The 15,655-nt window shown below is 64.4% G+C and carries 14 protein-coding genes; 6 read left to right on the top strand and 8 right to left on the bottom strand.

All coding sequences use genetic code 11. From position 1 onward, the window contains the following. The first annotated feature begins 305 nt into the window (after positions 1-305). On the top strand, positions 306-887 hold the full coding sequence (locus DVDV_RS21810; protein ID WP_139311526.1) for a hypothetical protein: 582 nt from the start codon (positions 306-308) through the stop codon (positions 885-887). Positions 888-1,100: 213 nt separating this feature from the next. Here the strand turns inward: DVDV_RS21810 and DVDV_RS04445 are convergent, their stop codons facing one another. Next, complete coding sequence (locus DVDV_RS04445; RefSeq protein WP_075353501.1) at positions 1,101-2,168, bottom strand: glycerophosphodiester phosphodiesterase; 1,068 nt, start codon at positions 2,166-2,168, stop codon at positions 1,101-1,103. Positions 2,169-2,323: 155 nt separating this feature from the next. On the opposite strand from DVDV_RS04445, the gene DVDV_RS04440 reads away from it, so the two are divergent. From DVDV_RS04440 to DVDV_RS04425, 4 genes are all read left to right on the top strand, one after another. Next, positions 2,324-3,514 carry a putative sensor domain DACNV-containing protein gene (locus DVDV_RS04440; protein WP_075353537.1) on the top strand — a complete coding sequence of 397 codons (1,191 nt, stop codon included), beginning with the start codon at positions 2,324-2,326 and terminating at the stop codon, positions 3,512-3,514. A gap of 114 nt (positions 3,515-3,628) precedes the next feature. Beyond that, positions 3,629-4,006, top strand: a complete 378-nt coding sequence (locus DVDV_RS04435; RefSeq protein WP_075353500.1) for a PilZ domain-containing protein — start codon at positions 3,629-3,631, stop codon at positions 4,004-4,006. A 2-nt stretch (positions 4,007-4,008) separates the two neighbouring features. Continuing rightward, positions 4,009-4,638 (top strand): tetratricopeptide repeat protein, encoded by a 630-nt coding sequence (locus tag DVDV_RS04430; RefSeq protein ID WP_075353499.1) that lies wholly within the window; start codon positions 4,009-4,011, stop codon positions 4,636-4,638. 151 nt (positions 4,639-4,789) lie between these two features. Further along, positions 4,790-5,146 (top strand): hypothetical protein, encoded by a 357-nt coding sequence (locus DVDV_RS04425; protein ID WP_075353498.1) that lies wholly within the window; start codon positions 4,790-4,792, stop codon positions 5,144-5,146. Between the two features lie 174 nt (positions 5,147-5,320). On the opposite strand, the gene nadB is transcribed toward DVDV_RS04425, so the two are convergent. From nadB to DVDV_RS04390, 7 genes are all read right to left on the bottom strand, one after another. Continuing rightward, positions 5,321-6,901 (bottom strand): L-aspartate oxidase, encoded by a 1,581-nt coding sequence (gene nadB, locus DVDV_RS04420; RefSeq protein WP_075353497.1) that lies wholly within the window; start codon positions 6,899-6,901, stop codon positions 5,321-5,323. 74 nt (positions 6,902-6,975) lie between these two features. Beyond that, the gene (nadA, locus tag DVDV_RS04415; protein WP_075353496.1) at positions 6,976-8,007 is read right to left on the bottom strand and encodes a quinolinate synthase NadA; all 1,032 of its coding nucleotides are present in this window, start codon (positions 8,005-8,007) and stop codon (positions 6,976-6,978) included. Then, positions 8,004-8,900: a carboxylating nicotinate-nucleotide diphosphorylase gene (gene nadC, locus DVDV_RS04410; RefSeq protein ID WP_075353495.1), complete on the bottom strand. Its 897-nt coding sequence runs from the start codon at positions 8,898-8,900 to the stop codon at positions 8,004-8,006. The genes nadA and nadC overlap by 4 nt, the downstream gene beginning before the upstream one ends. A 273-nt stretch (positions 8,901-9,173) precedes the next feature. Continuing rightward, positions 9,174-10,400, bottom strand: a complete 1,227-nt coding sequence (locus DVDV_RS04405; protein WP_075353494.1) for a replication-associated recombination protein A — start codon at positions 10,398-10,400, stop codon at positions 9,174-9,176. 180 nt (positions 10,401-10,580) lie between these two features. Beyond that, entirely contained in the window at positions 10,581-11,297 is a 717-nt protein-coding gene (locus DVDV_RS04400; RefSeq protein ID WP_075353493.1) for a 16S rRNA (uracil(1498)-N(3))-methyltransferase, read from the bottom strand. A gap of 103 nt (positions 11,298-11,400) precedes the next feature. Continuing rightward, complete coding sequence (gcvT, locus tag DVDV_RS04395) at positions 11,401-12,489, bottom strand: glycine cleavage system aminomethyltransferase GcvT (protein ID WP_075353536.1); 1,089 nt, start codon at positions 12,487-12,489, stop codon at positions 11,401-11,403. 77 nt (positions 12,490-12,566) lie between these two features. After that, a complete protein-coding gene (locus tag DVDV_RS04390; RefSeq protein WP_075353492.1) occupies positions 12,567-14,324 on the bottom strand; it encodes a hypothetical protein in 1,758 nt (585 codons plus the stop codon). Between the two features lie 345 nt (positions 14,325-14,669). On the opposite strand from DVDV_RS04390, the gene DVDV_RS04385 reads away from it, so the two are divergent. Continuing rightward, complete coding sequence (locus DVDV_RS04385; RefSeq protein ID WP_075353535.1) at positions 14,670-15,638, top strand: GAF domain-containing protein; 969 nt, start codon at positions 14,670-14,672, stop codon at positions 15,636-15,638. Positions 15,639-15,655 lie beyond the last annotated feature (17 nt).

The raw sequence follows: 15,655 nt of genomic DNA, 5'->3' as shown, positions 1-15,655 counted from the left end.
CAACGCAGCGGCGTGCTGGCGGACTGTTCTGCCGGCAACGCGCCCCGGTCCCTTGGAGAGCGCCCATGGCAGCCCCCCGCCCCCCTGAAAATCCTGCCGGCCAGCCCGGCCTGTCCGGTTCACACCGTCTGTCCAATCCCTCTGGCCCGCCCGGTGCGCTCGGTTCGTTTGCCCTGCCCGGCCCGGCCGGCCCACTTGGGCCGCATTGCTCGTCTGGCCCGGCCGGTCCGCCTGTCCGGCCCGGCTGCCTTGGTTCGCCCGGTGCAAACATCCGCCTCGGACCGGCCCCGGTCCCATTTGCCCCTGTGCGCCCCGACGCGCTGCCCCGGTCGGGACGGCCTCTGGCCCGTCTCATCCTGGTGCTGGCTGCCGGCCTGCTGGTGCTGGCCGCCTGCTCCGGGCCGGCCGAGCTGCCGGGCCGGTATTTCGGGCTGGCCTTTGGCGACGGCCCCTCGGCCGATCTGGTGCGCCAAGCCGTGCCGTTGCCGGACGCCGTGTCCGAAACGCTGACCTATTTCATCGCTCCAGGCCGGCGGGAGACCCTTTGGGACGTGGTCCTGGCCGAACCGGTCCTGGCCTTTTACCAGGGCCGGTTTTTCTCCCTGAATGCCGCTGTGGAGGATGGGGCCGGTGCTTCGGGGTTGGATGCACGGCTGACCAGGGACTTCGGGCCGCCGCATTGCCGGGAGAGTGCCGGGCAAAAGACCTGCCTGTGGCAGGCCGGTGCGGTCGAGATGGTTTTGGAAGGCCGCCTGGGCGGTGCGGCCCGGCTGATGGTACGCCATGGGCCGACTGCGGCCGCCGTGGCTGCGGCCCTGCCCCGGGAGGCCGGCAACGGGCCGGGCGAGGGTTCCCCCGGCCCTGCCGAGGCTGGCGACGTCCGCTGATTGGCCCGGCCACCCGGGGAGCCGCAGCAACGGTGGTTCCCGTCAAGCCCAAGCACCAACGGCCACGATCCCCTCGCCTCTTTTCCTGCGCAACGGCCACTCACCGGCTCGGCAACGCCCCCAGTCAAAGCCAACTCCCCCCAGGAGGGGATTCCAAAGGGACTCAGTCCCTTTGGCCGCCGGAGGCTATCTTTGTTCACGGCTGTCGGCGAGTTACTTGTTGCCGCTTAAGAACACTTCGCGGGCAGCCACGGCAGTATCCGGGAAATCGGAGAAGACTCCGTCCACGCCGAGTTTGAAAAACTGCACGTATTCCTGGATGGGATCGCCGGCATAGTCCGGGGCCAGATACCGGGGGTCATTGCGGAAGGTGTAGGGGTGGACGGTCAGTCCGGCGGCATGGGCGTCGGCCACAACCGTATTGGGGGCATTAAGGCTCTTGTCCGGGTTTTCCTTGATGATAAGCCGCTTCCAGGGACCGATGCCCTGGGCGAAGCCGGCGATTTCGGCCAGAGCCTCGGGTGCGAGCAGGTCGGCGAAGGTCCGTTTGTCGCCGGACACGATGAAATCATAGGGCCGCATGTCTGGTTCGTCGTAGAGAAAGACCAGACGGACCTTGGTCATCTGGCGCAGGTCCTTGAGATTCTGGATTTCGAAGGACTGGATGAACACCGGCGAGTCGGCCTTGTCGTAGCCGTTTGCGTTGAGGATTTCCACCAGCCGGCCTTCCAGGGGCAGGCCGATGCCGCGAAAGTAGGTGGGGTGCTTGGTCTCGGGATAGATGCCGACGATACGGCCGGTCTCGGTCTCCTTGCGTTTGACCAGGGCGATGATTTCTTCGAAGGTGGGGATGGCGAATTGGCCGTCATAGCTGTGATCGCGGAAATCAAGCCGTTCCTTGGCCCGCAGGGTCTTGATCTCGGCCAGGGTGAAGTCTTCGGTGAAAAAGCCCTCGATTTCCGTGCCGTCAATGGTCTTTTTGGCCTTGCGCTCCGGGAATTTGGCGGCCACGTCGGTGGTGCCGGAAATGTCGTTTTCGTGGCGGGCGACAAGGGCGCCGTCCTTGGTGGCGACCAGATCCGGCTCGATAAAATCAGCGCCCAGGTCGATGGCCAGTTCATAGGAGGCCAGGGTGTGTTCGGGCCGATGGCCGCAGGCTCCCCGGTGGCCGATGACGAGGGGGGCGGCGGGCCGGGCCTGGGCCAGGGCCTCTCCGGCCAAGCCGCCAAGGACGGCCAGGGCCAGGACGGCGGCAGCGAAGTATGACAGTGTGGCGGGCATGGCAGACTCCTTTCAGGGCAGGTGGGTATGGTGCCGGGAACATGCCCCACGTCCCCGGCCCCACCATATCCGGTTGGCGACATTTGGGCGACGATTGTCAGGACGCTGCCCCGGCCGGGTTTGACAGCTGCCGGCAGCGGCCCTACAAGGCCCAAATGCAGGCATCCACAGTCCCCCCGCAAGAGCCGGGGCACGCCGGTCCCCATGATCTGGCGGCCCGACTTTCGCCCAATCCCACCATGCTTTCCGAGTCGGGTCTGGCCGTGCTGGTCGAGACCGCCTATCGGGCCAGCCTCAAGCGGGAGGAGGGGCGCTACCCGTCGTTTCAGCTTTTTTCCCCCCTGGCCGGCGGCCCGGAACCGGTGCTCGACCTGCGGTTTTCCCCGCCCCAGCCGTATTGCCTGAGTACCCTGCACCGCTTAAGCCCCGGCATCCCTCCCGGCCCCTACGCCTTTGTGGTCAAGGAAGGGCCGGATGGGCTGCGCACCGAGGGCGTGGCCCGGGTGGAATATTCCGGCTTTGGCGCGCTGCGCGGCCGTATCGACTACCATGGCGGCACCCTGTTTCCGGGCCTTTCCCTGCATGTTTCCGCCCCGGCCCGGCTGCGGGCGGTGCTGTTGTCCAGGGACGGTCCGGCGGTCTATCTGGAACTGCGGGAAGGCCAGCTCAAAACCTGCCACGACAACGCCTTTTCACCGGTCTTTTTGCCCCTTTGCCGCCAGGCGGCCACGATCCTGTCCCACGGCGAGGACGATGCCGGGGCGCTGCCGAGCCTGGTCAAGGCCACCCTGGCCCGGGTCTTTTCCCTGGCCGTGGCTGCCGGGCATGGCGGCATGTTCGTCTTTTTGCCGCCCGGTCCCCATGGGGCCTGCGGAACGGACGGGCTGCTCTCCCCGGGAGTGGGGGTTGCCTGGCCCAACCTCGGCCGGGTGGCCCAGAATCTGGCCGCGGCCGGGGGCAATCAGGCCGTGCACCTGGAACAGTGGGATACGGCCACCCGGGTGACGGCCCATGCCTCCTGCGTGGACGGTGCGGTCATCCTGGATGCGGCCCTATCCGTGCTCGGATTTCGGGTGGAACTGCTGGCCCGCGACGAGGACGCCCTGCCGGTATGCGTGGCGCTCTCGCCCGAGGCCTCCGAACCGACGGTCACGGGCGTGGTGGACATGGCCGCTTTCGGCACGCGCCATCGCTCGGCAGCCCGATTCTGCGCCCGGTTGCCGGGCGCGGTGGCCGTGGTGGTGTCCCAGGACGGCGAGATGCGGGAATTTGTCCGACTCCCCGACGGCCGGGTCGGGGTGTGCGGTCCGCTGGTGCCCATGTCCGTTTCCGCCCCTGTAGCCTGACGGACTTTTTGCCGCTTTATAAATGTCCGGGAAGCGGCTATACGCAGACTGTTTGGGCAGGTATCGAGGAAGATGCCGGACGCAAGACGCGGTCTGGTGAAGCGAGGAATTGGCATGGGAGCGGAAAAACGTCGTCGCAGCCGGGTATGCGCCCAGTTCGACGCCTATGTGTACATCGACGGTGAAAAGATACCGGTCAGCACCCAGAATATCAGTCTCAAGGGGGCGTTTTTCTGCCCCGAGCCGCGGTTGGCCGCCGGCCGGGACTGCACCCTGGTGTTCGGGTTGGCCAAGGACATCAAGGTGCGCCTTAAGGCCACCATTGTCCGTTCCAGCGACGAAGGCGTGGCCATTGATTTTGACAGCATGGACGAGAGCGCCTTTTTCCATTTGCGCAACATGGTGCGCTATTCCTCCCAGGACGCCGATCGCATCGACAAGGAATTGCAGGTGCCGGCCTTTGATCTGGACCCTGAGGGGGGCGCGTCTTGAGGATGTTTCGCTGTCTGGCCCGGACTGTGGGGGGGCTTGCCGTCCTGGCGACCCTGTGCGGCATTGCCGGTCCCGGCCACGCGGCCGCTGGCGGCCTCGATCAGGCCAAGGCCGCTCTGACGGCCCTGTCTGCCCAGGATTACCAGAATGCCGTGACCCAGTTGACCGAGGCCATGGATTCCAACGAGCTGCCCGGCGAACAGGCCCACCTGTTTCTGGCTGCCCGGGGCTATGCCAAGGCCGCGCTTGGCGACTACAACGCAGCCATCGAGGACTATTCCAAGGCCCTGGAAAAAGACACCGGCTATGTCGCGGCCCTGTTCAACCGGGGCAATGCCTATTTCGCCCTGCGCCATTACGACCTGGCCATCGGCGACTATTCCAAGGCGCTTGAGATCGATGTGAAAGACGCCCGGGTGCTTAACAATCGCGGAGCCGCCTGGTTTAAAAAAGGCAACCTGCAAAGCTCCATGGCCAACTATTCCATGGCCATCGAAGCGGCCCCCGACGACCCCGACCTGTTTCTCAATCGCGGCAAGGTCTACGAGGCCCTGGGCGAGGCGGACAAGGCCCGGGAGGATTTCCTACAGGTGAAAAAGCTCGACCCCTCGGCCAAAACCCCTCTCGACTGATTCTCCCGTTCAGGCTGCATCCCAAGAGGGCAGGCAGCGGAGCTCTCCAGGGGAAACGGTGCGTCCCGGTCCGGAAGAACCTTCTTGACTGGGGCGCTTGTGCGTGCTTTGGTGTGAAGGTGGGAAAAACAGTTCCAGGAGGAGGTCTCCTATGCGTTACGGAAAATTATGGATTTGCGCCCTCGCGTTTGGTTCGTTGCTGACCTGCTCCTTGTGGGTGGGTTCGTCGGCCGAGGCTGCCGGCGAGAGCTGGCAGGTGGCCCAGTTCCCGCAAGGCGGCCAGCAGCAGGGCGGCCAGCAACAAGGTGGGCAGCGTCAGGGCCAGCAGCAGGGCGGCCAGCCGCAACAGCAGCAGGGCGGAATGCCCCAGGGCCAGCAGGGCGGCAACAATTCCTGCGTCCAGAGCTACCAGCGCTGCGTCATGATGTGTGCCGGCGTTGGCAACTGCGTCAACAACTGCAATATCGGCTATTCCGTGTGCCAGCAGCAACAGGGCGGCGGCAGCTGACCAGCTGCTGTATCCTCTGACAAAGGGCCGCGAAAGCGGCCCTTTGTTTTTTTGTGGCCTTACCGGCGGCTCGCTTGTATTTTCAAAAAAACAGGTCTTCTTTTTGAGCATAGAAAGAAGAGGTCGAGTCTGCGGCTTTTGGGGCAGGCATCCTGGAGAGAGGCAAACACGACGCTAGTCCACCCGATAGTGGCAGCCAAGCGACCGCCGGTTTTGCATGGCCCCGATGGTAATGGTGTAGGCAGCCTGACAGCCATGGAAGAGATCCACAATGGCCTTGCTGAGAGGCGTTTCGCGGTAGAAGTCGTGGATGTGCTTGTTGAGTTCGCGCAGGTCCTCAAAAGCCCGCTTGAGCCGCGAACTCGACCGGTTGATGCCCACGTAGTTCCACATGGTATTGCGGATGGTGGCCCAGTCCTGGGCTATTAGGGCCGGGTCCTCGTTGCGGTTCGATCCGGGGCTGACCCAGTCCGGGATACTGTCGAGGAGCCGTCGGCCGATGGCCGCCTTGGACCCGGCCCGCTTGCCGATGTCCTGGCCGGCGCTCCAGCCCCAGACCAGACATTCGAGCAGCGAGGTGCTGGCCAGACGGTTGGCCCCGTGAAGGCCGGTGCAGGCGCATTCGCCGGCGGCGTAGAGGCGTTCGAGGGTGGTGCGGCCGGTATTGTCGGTCAACACGCCGCCGCAGAAATAGTGGGCGGCCGGCACGACCGGAATGGGCTGCTTGGTGACGTCGATGCCAAGCTGCAGGCAGCCGGTGTAGACGGTCGGAAAGTGTTTCTCCAGGTCTTTGACGTAGTTGGCAACGTCGAGATAGACGCAGTCCTGGTCGGTCTTGAGCATCTCGGCCAGGATGGCCCGGGTGACGATGTCGCGCGGGGCCAAATCGGCCCGGGGATCGTAGCGCTGCATGAAGGGTTCGCCGGTGGCGTTGACCAGCCGCGCCCCTTCGCCGCGAAGGGCCTCGGTGACCAGCAAACGGCGCTCGGCCCGGTGAAACAGCGTGGTCGGGTGGAACTGGACGTATTCCACGTTCATGACCTTGGCAAAGGCGCGTGAGGCCATGGCCAGGGCCGAACCAATGGAGGAGCGGGTGTTGGAGGTGTGCAGGAACAGCCGGCCGCAACCGCCCGTGGCCAGCACGGTGAAATCGGCCAGGATGGTTTCCACCTGTCCCGACACTTCGTTTAAGACGTAGGCCCCCAGGCATTGGCCCAGCAACTGGTATTTGAATTCCAGGAGCGTGGCATGGTGGTTGGAGGTCAGTAGATCGACGGCCGTGCGGCGGGTGAGTATTTTGATATTGGGATTGGCTTTGACCGCGGCCATGAGCCCTTCCATGATGGCCCGGCCGGTGCGGTCGGCCATATGGAGGATGCGGGCCACGCTGTGGCCGCCTTCCTTGCCGAGGTGGTAGTCGGCGCTGTCGCCTTTGTGGTCAAAGGGCAGGCCCAGCCGGTCGATAAGCACTTCCTTGACCGTCTGCGGGCCGCGCCGGGCCAGATATTTGACCGCCCGGACGGAATTGTGCCGCCAGCCGCAGGTCAGGATGTCGCGCTCCAGCAGTTGGGGCGAGTCGTCCGGGCCGCGATAGACGATGCCGCCCTGGGCCAGGGCGCTGTTGCCGTCATCGAGGTCTTCGCCCGAGGTCAGAACGATCACTTCAAGACCGGCGTCGGCCATGGACAGGGCGGCGGTCAGACCGGCCAGCCCGGAACCGATGACCAGGGCATTGGCGTGCATACGGTAGACCATGATCTTCTCCCTCCTTGTCGCCGGCCACGGCCTCCGGGCGTCGCAGCGCAAGCGAAATGGCCCGGCCGCAGCGGTCAGGCGGAAACTTCGAGCATCCGCACCACGGCGGCGGTGGCCGGGGCGCGCACGTCTTCAGGCACGGTCACCGGCTCGGCCGTGTCCAGGGCCTCCAGGGCGGCCAGCAGATTGGCCTCGGTGCCCTTGGCCATATTGGAACAGGCGCTTTGGCACAGCGGCCGGATGGTCTTTTGGCCCTGGTACTGATTGGCCAGCCGGTTGACCAGATTGATCTCCGTGCCGATGACGATATCCGCCCCGGCCGGGGCCTCGGCCACGTACTTGATGATAAACGAGGTGGACCCGGCAGCATCGGCTGCGGCCACGGTCTCGGGTGAACACTCGGGATGGACCACCACCCGCACGCCCGGGGACTTGGCCCGAAGGGCCGCGATGTCGGCTGCCTTGAACCGGGCGTGGATGACGCACTGGCCAGGCCAGAAGAGCACTTCGGCCTTGCCGGCGGCCTCCAGGTCAAGGCGCGTGCCGCCGGCCCGGATATCCAGGATATGGCGGGCGGCGTCGGGAACGCCAAGGGTGTTGCAGGTATTTTGGCCGAGCATCTTGTCCGGCAGGAAAAGGACGCCGCGGCCCTGGTCGATGGCCCAGCGCAGCATCTTAGGGGCGTTGGCCGAAGTGCACACCGCCCCGCCGCAGGCGCCGACCACGGCTTTTATGGCTGCCGAGGAATTGACGTAGGTCAGCGGCAACACGTCGCGGCCGGCTTCCCGCAGTCGGGCCAGAACCGTGGACAGGAGCGGGGCCGGGGCCATTTCGGACATCACGCAGGCGGCCTCGCGCACCGGGATATGGATGCGCTGGCCCGGTGCGGCCAACATGGCCGCCGTCTCGGCCATGAAAAACACGCCGCAAAACATGATGTCCCTGGCGTCGAGGGCGGCAATCTTGCGCGACAGTTCCAGGGAGTCGCCCAGGATGTCGGCATGGCCGACCACGTCGTCGCACTGGTAGTGATGGGCCAGGATGGCCAGATTGCTGCCGCGCTCTTGCCGTATCGCCGTGATTTTTTGCGAAAAAGAAGGATTCATGGGGCCACCGTCTCCTTGAGCAACAGGCTGAAGTCGGCGCTTTTGGCGGAATGGGTGATGCGGCCCACAGATACGAAATCCGGGCCAAGCGCGCCTATGCCGGCCAATGCGTCCAGGTCCACGCCCCCGCTGACTTCCGTTTCGATGCCCGCCGGCACCAGGGCCAGGGCCTGGCGCATGGTTTCCCGGTCCATGTTGTCGAGCATGAGGCGCTTGGGCGACTCGGCAACAGCCTGGGCTACTTCGGCCAGGGTGCGGCATTCGATTTCAACGGGCGGCATGGTTTCCATACGGCCATGGTATGCTTTGCGCAAGGCGGCCATGGCTTGCGGAATGCCGCCGGCCCGGTCGATGTGGTTGTCCTTGAACATGAGCATCTCGGCCAGATCGATGCGGTGGTTGACGCCGCCGCCGCACAGGACCGCGTATTTTTCCGGATAGCGCAGGCCCGGCAGGGTTTTTCGGGTGTCGAGCAGCCGGGTTTTGCTGCCGGCCAGGGCGGCTACAGCCGTGGCCGTCTTGGTGGCGATGCCCGAGAGGTGGCACAGGAAATTGAGGATGACGCGTTCGGCCTTAAGGAGGGTGATGGCCGGGCCGACCAGGCTGGCCACCACCATGCGGTCGGGGATGCGATCGCCGTCGGCGGCAAAAAACGTGATGTCGCAGTCGGTTGTCTGTCCCATACGCTCGATGACAAGCGGGGCGATGGGCAGTCCGGCCGCCACGATGCCCTCTTCCTTGGCCACGATGGAGGCGGTGAGCCTATCGGTCGGGGCGAAAACGGCCATGGAAGTCAGGTCCGGGCCATCCTCTTCCAGGGCCAGATCAATGGCCCGGATGAGAAAGTCCCGGGCTTTGCCGGTAAAGAAGCGCTCGAAACGTGGATCGGGCATGGACCACCGTCTCCGTCTGGTAGGGGCCGGGCGGCGGGGGCCGCTGCCTTGGCCGGGTGGGGGAAGGGCCGGCGTCGCGCTTGTGCGCTGTCGGCCTTTCCGGGAGCGTTGGCCGGTTGTTGAACCGTGCCGCCGCGAAAACAATAGATTTTTTTTGGCAATCGGGACAAGCGCGGGCAGTGGCGACTTTTGACCTGTCAGGGGGCCTTTTGTGTCCCAGATGTTCCCTTTGTGGGGAAATGGGCCGATTCGGGAGGCCTATCCGGGCAGCGATCAGGACTGGCGTCGCCGCAACCGGGCCAGCCTGGCGGCCAGCCGGGGTTCCATCCCCTGGTCCTTGGCCGTGTAGAACTGGCGGCCGGCCAGTTCCTCGGGCAGATAATCCTGCTCCACCCAGGCGTCGGGGTAGGCGTGGGGATACTTGTACCCTTTGCCGAAGCCCCATTCCTTCTGCATCCGGGTGGAGGGGTTGCGCAGATGCAGCGGCACGGGCTTGACCCCGGACAGCATGATTGCTTTCTTGGCGGCCAGATAGGCGGCATAAGTGGTGTTGCTCTTGGGAGCGAGCGCCAGATAGACGACGGTCTGGGCCAGGGGAATAAAGCCCTCGGGCATGCCGATGCGTTCCACGGCCTCGGCCGCCGAGACGGCCAGGGGCAGGGCCATGGGATCGGCCAGGCCGATGTCCTCCGAGGCCGAGATCATCAGCCGGCGGCAGCAAAAACGCGGGTCCTCGCCGGATTCCAGCATACAGGCCAGATAGTAAAGGGCCGCGTCCGGGTCGCTGCCCCGGATGGATTTGATCATGGCCGAGGCCAGCTCATAGTGGGAATCGCCGTCCCGGTCGCCCCGGGCCATGGCTTCGGGCAGGTGTTTGCGCAATTCGTCCGGGGCGCGCTTGTCTTCGGGCAGGGCGGCGGTGAATTCCACCAGATTTAAAAGCGTGCGCCCGTCCCCGGACGACAGCATGGCAATGGATTCCAGGCTCTCCCGGGGCAGTTCCATGCCGGCTTCCCTGGCCCCGCGTTCGGCCAGGACCATGAGTTGCGGGTGGGTCAGCGGCCCCAGGCGCAGGACATGGAGCCGGGACAGGAGTTGGCGGGTGATGGAAAAGGACGGGTTTTCCGTGGTGGTGGCCAAAAGCACGATCTCGCCGGTTTCCAGGATGGGCAGGAAAAAATCCTGCTGCGCCTTGGAAAATCGGTGCAGTTCGTCAAGGATGAGGATTTCCTTGCCTTTTATGAGTTCGCGCAGGGCGGCCAGCCCGGCTTCCGGGGCGCTCACCCGCACATAGGGCCGTCCCTTGGTCCGGGCCAGGATCAGCGCCAGGGTGGATTTGCCGCAGCCCGGCGGGCCAAAGAGCAGCAGGCTCGGCAGCCGCGGGCCGGCCAGCATGGTGTTGAGGCGCGAGATAACGTGGGCCTGGCCCACGAACTCGTCGAGCGTGGCCGGCCGGATGCGCTCGGCCAGGGGGCGTTTTTCGTTTCCGAGCAAATCCATGCGACGTTCCTTGGGGGTAGGGAGGGGAAGCCTCCAGCGGCCAAAGGGTTTGCTGGCCCTTTGGAATCCCTCTCTGGTTCAATGTGCGGGGCTTGGTCCCGTAAGGATTGCCCTCATTTCGGTTCGAAGCGAAGACCGGGGTAATTTAAAAAGAAAGAGTGTGCGGCCAACACCCGATCCTCAACAGTCAGCGGCCAGTCCCAGGACCAGCACGGCCAGGGCGGCGGTTTCCCAACGCAGCACGCGGCTTCCGAGCGTCACCGGCGCAAAGCCGGCATCGGTAAAAAGGCGGGCCTCGGTATCGGTGAGGCCGCCTTCGGGACCGATCACGCACACCGTGTCGCCGGGTTCGGCCAGATCGGCCGGGGTCAGCGCCCGGCCGACTGCCGGGTCTTCCCAGAGCAGAAAACCCCGGTCATGGGCCGTGGCCGCCAGCCCGGCAGCTCCCCCCGGAACCAGGGAGATCGTCGGCAGCCGGGCCGCGCCGCACTGCTTGGCTGCGGCAATGAGGGTGGCGGTCCAGGCCTCCTTGGGGGCGTCCGGCATTGTGCCCTGGGAGTGTTCGGCCTGCCAGAAGAGGATGCCGGCGGCACCGAGTTCCACGGCCTTTTCCAGGAAAAAATCGCGCCGGGCCGAGCGGGAAAACCCGGCGGCCAGATGCAGGCGGCGCGCTGGCAGGGGGGTGGCGTCAAGGGAAATCGGTTCGAGATCCACCCGGCTGCGGGAGAGGGCCGTGATGGTGAAAAGCCCGTCGCGTCCCTGTCCGTCAAAGGCGCGCACCACCTCGCCGGGCCGCTTTCGCAGCACCTTGGCGCAGTGGTTGGCCTCGCCGCCGGTCAGGGCAAAGGGCGGGGCAAAGGCCTCTGGCGGGAGGAAAAAAGCGTCGGGTCGGCCCATGATCGGTCCTTGGTCTGGTGTGGCGGTTGGGGGTGTGCCCCGGGAGCAGGAAAAAAGCCGGGAGGACGTGCCATCCCCCCGGCCTTTGATCGCTGCGCGGCGTTTAGCCGGCCACGGGCTTTCTGGCCGTGCCGTTTTTGTAGAAGGGCAGGGCGCGTTTGCTGGCCGGCAGCTCGGTGCGGGCGGCTTTGACCACAAAGTCCTTGGCCTCGGCTGCGGCGGCGTCAACATAGGCCAGGGCCACGGCATGGCCCAGGCTCGGGGCGAAGGACGCGCTGGTGACCACGCCGACGGTCTTGCCGGAACGGTCCAGCACCACGTCGCCATGCCGGGCGCTGCGCCGGCCGGGAATCTCCAGGCCGATCAGCTTCTGGCGAAGGCCGGCCGCCTTGCCCTTGCCGACGTACTCGGCCGGAGAAGTCAGCAGCCAGCCGTAGCCGGCCTCGGCCGGGGTGTGTTCCTCGTCGAGGTCCTGGCCGTAGAGGGGATAGCCCATTTCCAGGCGGATGGTGTCGCGCGCGCCAAGGCCGGCCGGGGCCACGCGCGGATCGGCGGCCAGGGCCTCCCACAGGGCCACGGCCTGTCCGGCCGGCAGGAACAGTTCATAGCCAAGCTCGCCGGTGTAACCGGTGCGGCTGACCATGAGCTTTGCCCCCTGGAATTCGGTCCAGATGAAGTTGAAATATTTGAGTCCGGCAAAATCGCCCGGCACCCGGTCGCGCAACACCTCAAAGGCGAGCGGTCCCTGCAGGTCGATTTTTGCGGTCTGGGGCGAGACGTCCCTGAAATCCGTCCCGGCCGGCAGGCGGCTTTTGATCGTCTCGAAATCAATGGCGATGCGCGAACCGTTGACCACCAGCATGTACTCGTCCACGCCCAGGCAATAGATGATGAGGTCGTCGATGACCCCGCCGGCCTCGTTTAACAGGAAGCCGTAGCGGCATTTGCCCGGGGCCAGGGTGGCCAGATCGTGGGTCACGGCCGTGCCCAGCGCCTCGGCTGCGCCGGCGCCGGCCAAAAGGAACTCGCCCATATGGCAGATGTCGAAAATGGCGGCCTTGGTCCGGGTCTGCTCGTGCTCGGCCAGGATGGAGGCGTATTGCACCGGCATGTCGAAGCCGGCGAAGGGAACCATCTTGGCTCCGTGGCTGCGGTTCCAATCGGTAAGGGGAGTGGGGGTGGGGTTTTCCACGGTCACATGCTCCGGGTAGTCGGAAGGGTGCTTCCGATGTCAGGGGTGGTACGGCGGCGATGCGCCCGGCCGTCGGGTCAGCTTTGCGCCACCAGCGGCAGGACGATGCCCTGTTCCTTTTTGGCCTTGCGGATGGACCGGAACTCGTCGAGCAGGGCCACGAGCCGGCTGTAGGTTTTTTTCACGGACAGACCGTAGGGGGACAGGTCCAGATCCTTTTTGCGGATGTAATGGCGAAGCAGATAGCTGTCGTTTAGAATCATGTCGCCAAGGGACAGGACGCGTTCCACCAGGGCGTCAAAGTAGTTGACGATCTCGAATTTGAGGTCGTTTAAAATCTCGGTAAAAAGCGTCAGCATCCGAAGGTAGGACAGCCGTTCGCCCTTGTAGTTGCGATCCTGCAGGTCTTCGAGCAGCTTCACCTTGCGGGCCTGCTGGATGTAACTGTATTTGCTCCAGACTTCCTGATAGATGTCGCGCATGTTGCTGAAGTCGTCGTAGTGGTCGGCGGAGAGCAGATAGTTGTCGAGCACCTTGACGACATTGGAGTAGAACTCGTCGGAATAACCGATGATGCGGCGCTGGTGCTTGGACAGCCAGGCGTAGAGGAATTTGAGCTTTTTCTCGTGGGTGTCGGTGTTTTCCACGATCTCGTTGCGCTTGTAGACGATACGGCCGGAATATTCGCCGCGCACGATGTCGTTTAAGCGCAGAAACAGGCTGTAGGTGTCCTTGACCAGATTGAGCCGGTAAAAACTCTTGCCCGTGACCGGGTGGATGACTTCCTGGGAGGCCACCGACAAGGCCCGGTCCTGGCGCACGTTGTTGGGATCGAACTTGTGTTGGCGGTAGACCACCCGGGTAATGACCACCCGTCGCTCGGGATCGACGAAGTACCCGCCTTCGCGAAGCGCCTTGAGGGCTTCGGTATGGGTCTTGTCCACGGCCACCAGGGCGATTTTTTCCACGCGCGGATAAAAGCGCGCTTCGGGATGGGAGTAGAGCGTGGTGATGGTGCGGTCGGTCTGGCCGAGCACGCGCACCAGGAAGCGTTCGCCCATGCGAAACAGCCGCCGGGCAAAAAGGGCCGAGGAGGTGCGCCGCTCGGATACGATGGGGAAGCCGTAGAGTTCCATCAGGAACTGGTAGACAAAGCCCCGGTGGCGTTCGTAGCGGCGGTCGTCGCCCACGGCGAATTTCTTGATATTGAGGCCGAACCGCTTGAGTTCGGTGTCGAGATAGGATGGGAACGAGCAGTAGACGCCGGAAAGGTAGAAGTCGTTCTGGCTGTCCATGGACAGCACATGGGCCCGGTCCATTTGGAGGATGGTGGGCAAAAGCGCGGCGTAGTTTTCCAGGCTCGTGACGTCGGTCTCGGAAAACTCATGCCGGAAGGCATCCTGGCTGGACTTGGCCAGACGGGCGCAAAACGTGCGCATGTTCTGGCCGAATATGGAGGTTTCCAGAGGGCACTGGTCGCGGTAGGTCTCATCGGTGTAGTCGAGCAGGCAGTGCAGGATGTCGTACTGGAAAATTTCCTGGAAGTACTTGAGCGGCCTGGCCACGGCCACCATGGAAAACCCGGGGAGTTCCTTGTATTCGTAAGCGTCGGCCTCAAAGGACGGCAACAGTTCGCGGAAATCCACCAGCGGGTAGTTGGCGTGTTCGAAATAGGGCTTGAGCAGGCACTGTTTGATATGGACCCAGTCGAGGAAACGGCGCAGATCGGGCAGGGTCTGGACGCGCAGAATCTCGCCTTCCCGGGGGCGGTGTTCGCCCTGGAGGAATGCGGCTTCGGGAACCTGGGAAAAAGCGGTCGTCCAGTCAAACGTCATGGCCGCTCCATGGGCGGGTTGCGGGTCGCGGGCCGGGCGGCAACTTCCACTGCCAAAAATCACTCTATAGCCTAATATCAATTTATGATAAAGCCCTCCCGGGCTCTTCCCGCCCACCGGTCCTTTTCGTCTGCCGGGCCGGTTTGACGGCAGAGGCCTTGCCTCGTAAGATGGGCCGCAGTTTCAAAGCCGTCATCGATACAGGGAGAAGACCATGGATCACGCCTGTCCGACAGGCCTCCTTCACAGGGAGCGCGTCGTCCCGCCCCCGGTCCGTGTGGCCGTGCCCGGCGGTCGGCAAAGCCTGGCAAACGACGCCACCTTGGGCCGGACATGCTGACCCAGATGCCCGATACCCCTTTTTACGAACAGTTGCTGGCCATTGTCGGCAATGTTTTCGATGCTTATTCAGCGGTGCTTTTCCTGCCCGAGGCCGACTCCGAGGTCTGCCGGGCAGCGGCGGCCTTCAGCCTCGGCGACGCGCTCAACCGCGAAGCCGCCATTGCTCCGGGCCAGGGGCTGGTCGGCTGGATCATCCGGGAGAACAAGCCGCTTCTCATCAGCAATTTCGACCAGCACCGCGGCGTCCTCGGCTATTACCGGGGCGGCGAGGAAGAGCGCATCCGGGCCTTCATGGGCTATCCCGTGGCGGCAACCGGCGGGGCGCTTTGCCTGGACAGCCGCAAGACCTACACCTTCGGGGAAAAGGACCTCAAAATCCTGTCCCAGTTTGCCGAACTGGCCGGAAACCATCTGGCCCGGTCCCGGGAAGTGGCCCAAAGCCTGGTCGAACACGGCTTTTATCAGGCCCAGCGCCGCATCGCCACCCTGCACAAGACCTTTCCCAAGTGGGCGGCCTTCCGCTCCGGCCTGCTGACGCTTTTGTCCGAAGCCACCGGCTTTCGCCATGCCATCCTGACCGTGCGCGACGAATCGGGTCGATCGTATTTTCTGGAAGGGGCCAACGAAAGCCCCTTTAACGGCGGCCGGGAGGCGCCGACGCGATTTTCCGTCGGCCAGGGGCTGGTTGGCTGGGTGTTTAAAAACCAGACCCCGGTCTACACCGGGGAGAAGGACGAAGCCAGCCGGCTGCCGCTTTTCGGGCTCGATGTGCCCACCATCGATTGCAAAAGTGTCATCTGCCTGCCCATTCATTTTTCCAAAAAGACCCGGGGTGTGCTCACCCTGGCCGACCCCAGGCCGCTTCCCATCAGCGAGGAACTCAAGGCCTTTGTCGGCATGGTGTCGGAAAGCCTGGCCCTTTTTCTGGAAAACCTGCATCTGCGCACCCGTCTCGGCAGCCCTTCGGCGTAGACTTTTTCACTGCAGCC

Source organism: Desulfovibrio sp. DV (assembly GCF_001936595.1).
Taxonomy (GTDB): domain Bacteria; phylum Desulfobacterota; class Desulfovibrionia; order Desulfovibrionales; family Desulfovibrionaceae; genus Solidesulfovibrio.
This window is presented reverse-complemented; position numbering and strand designations above follow the sequence as displayed.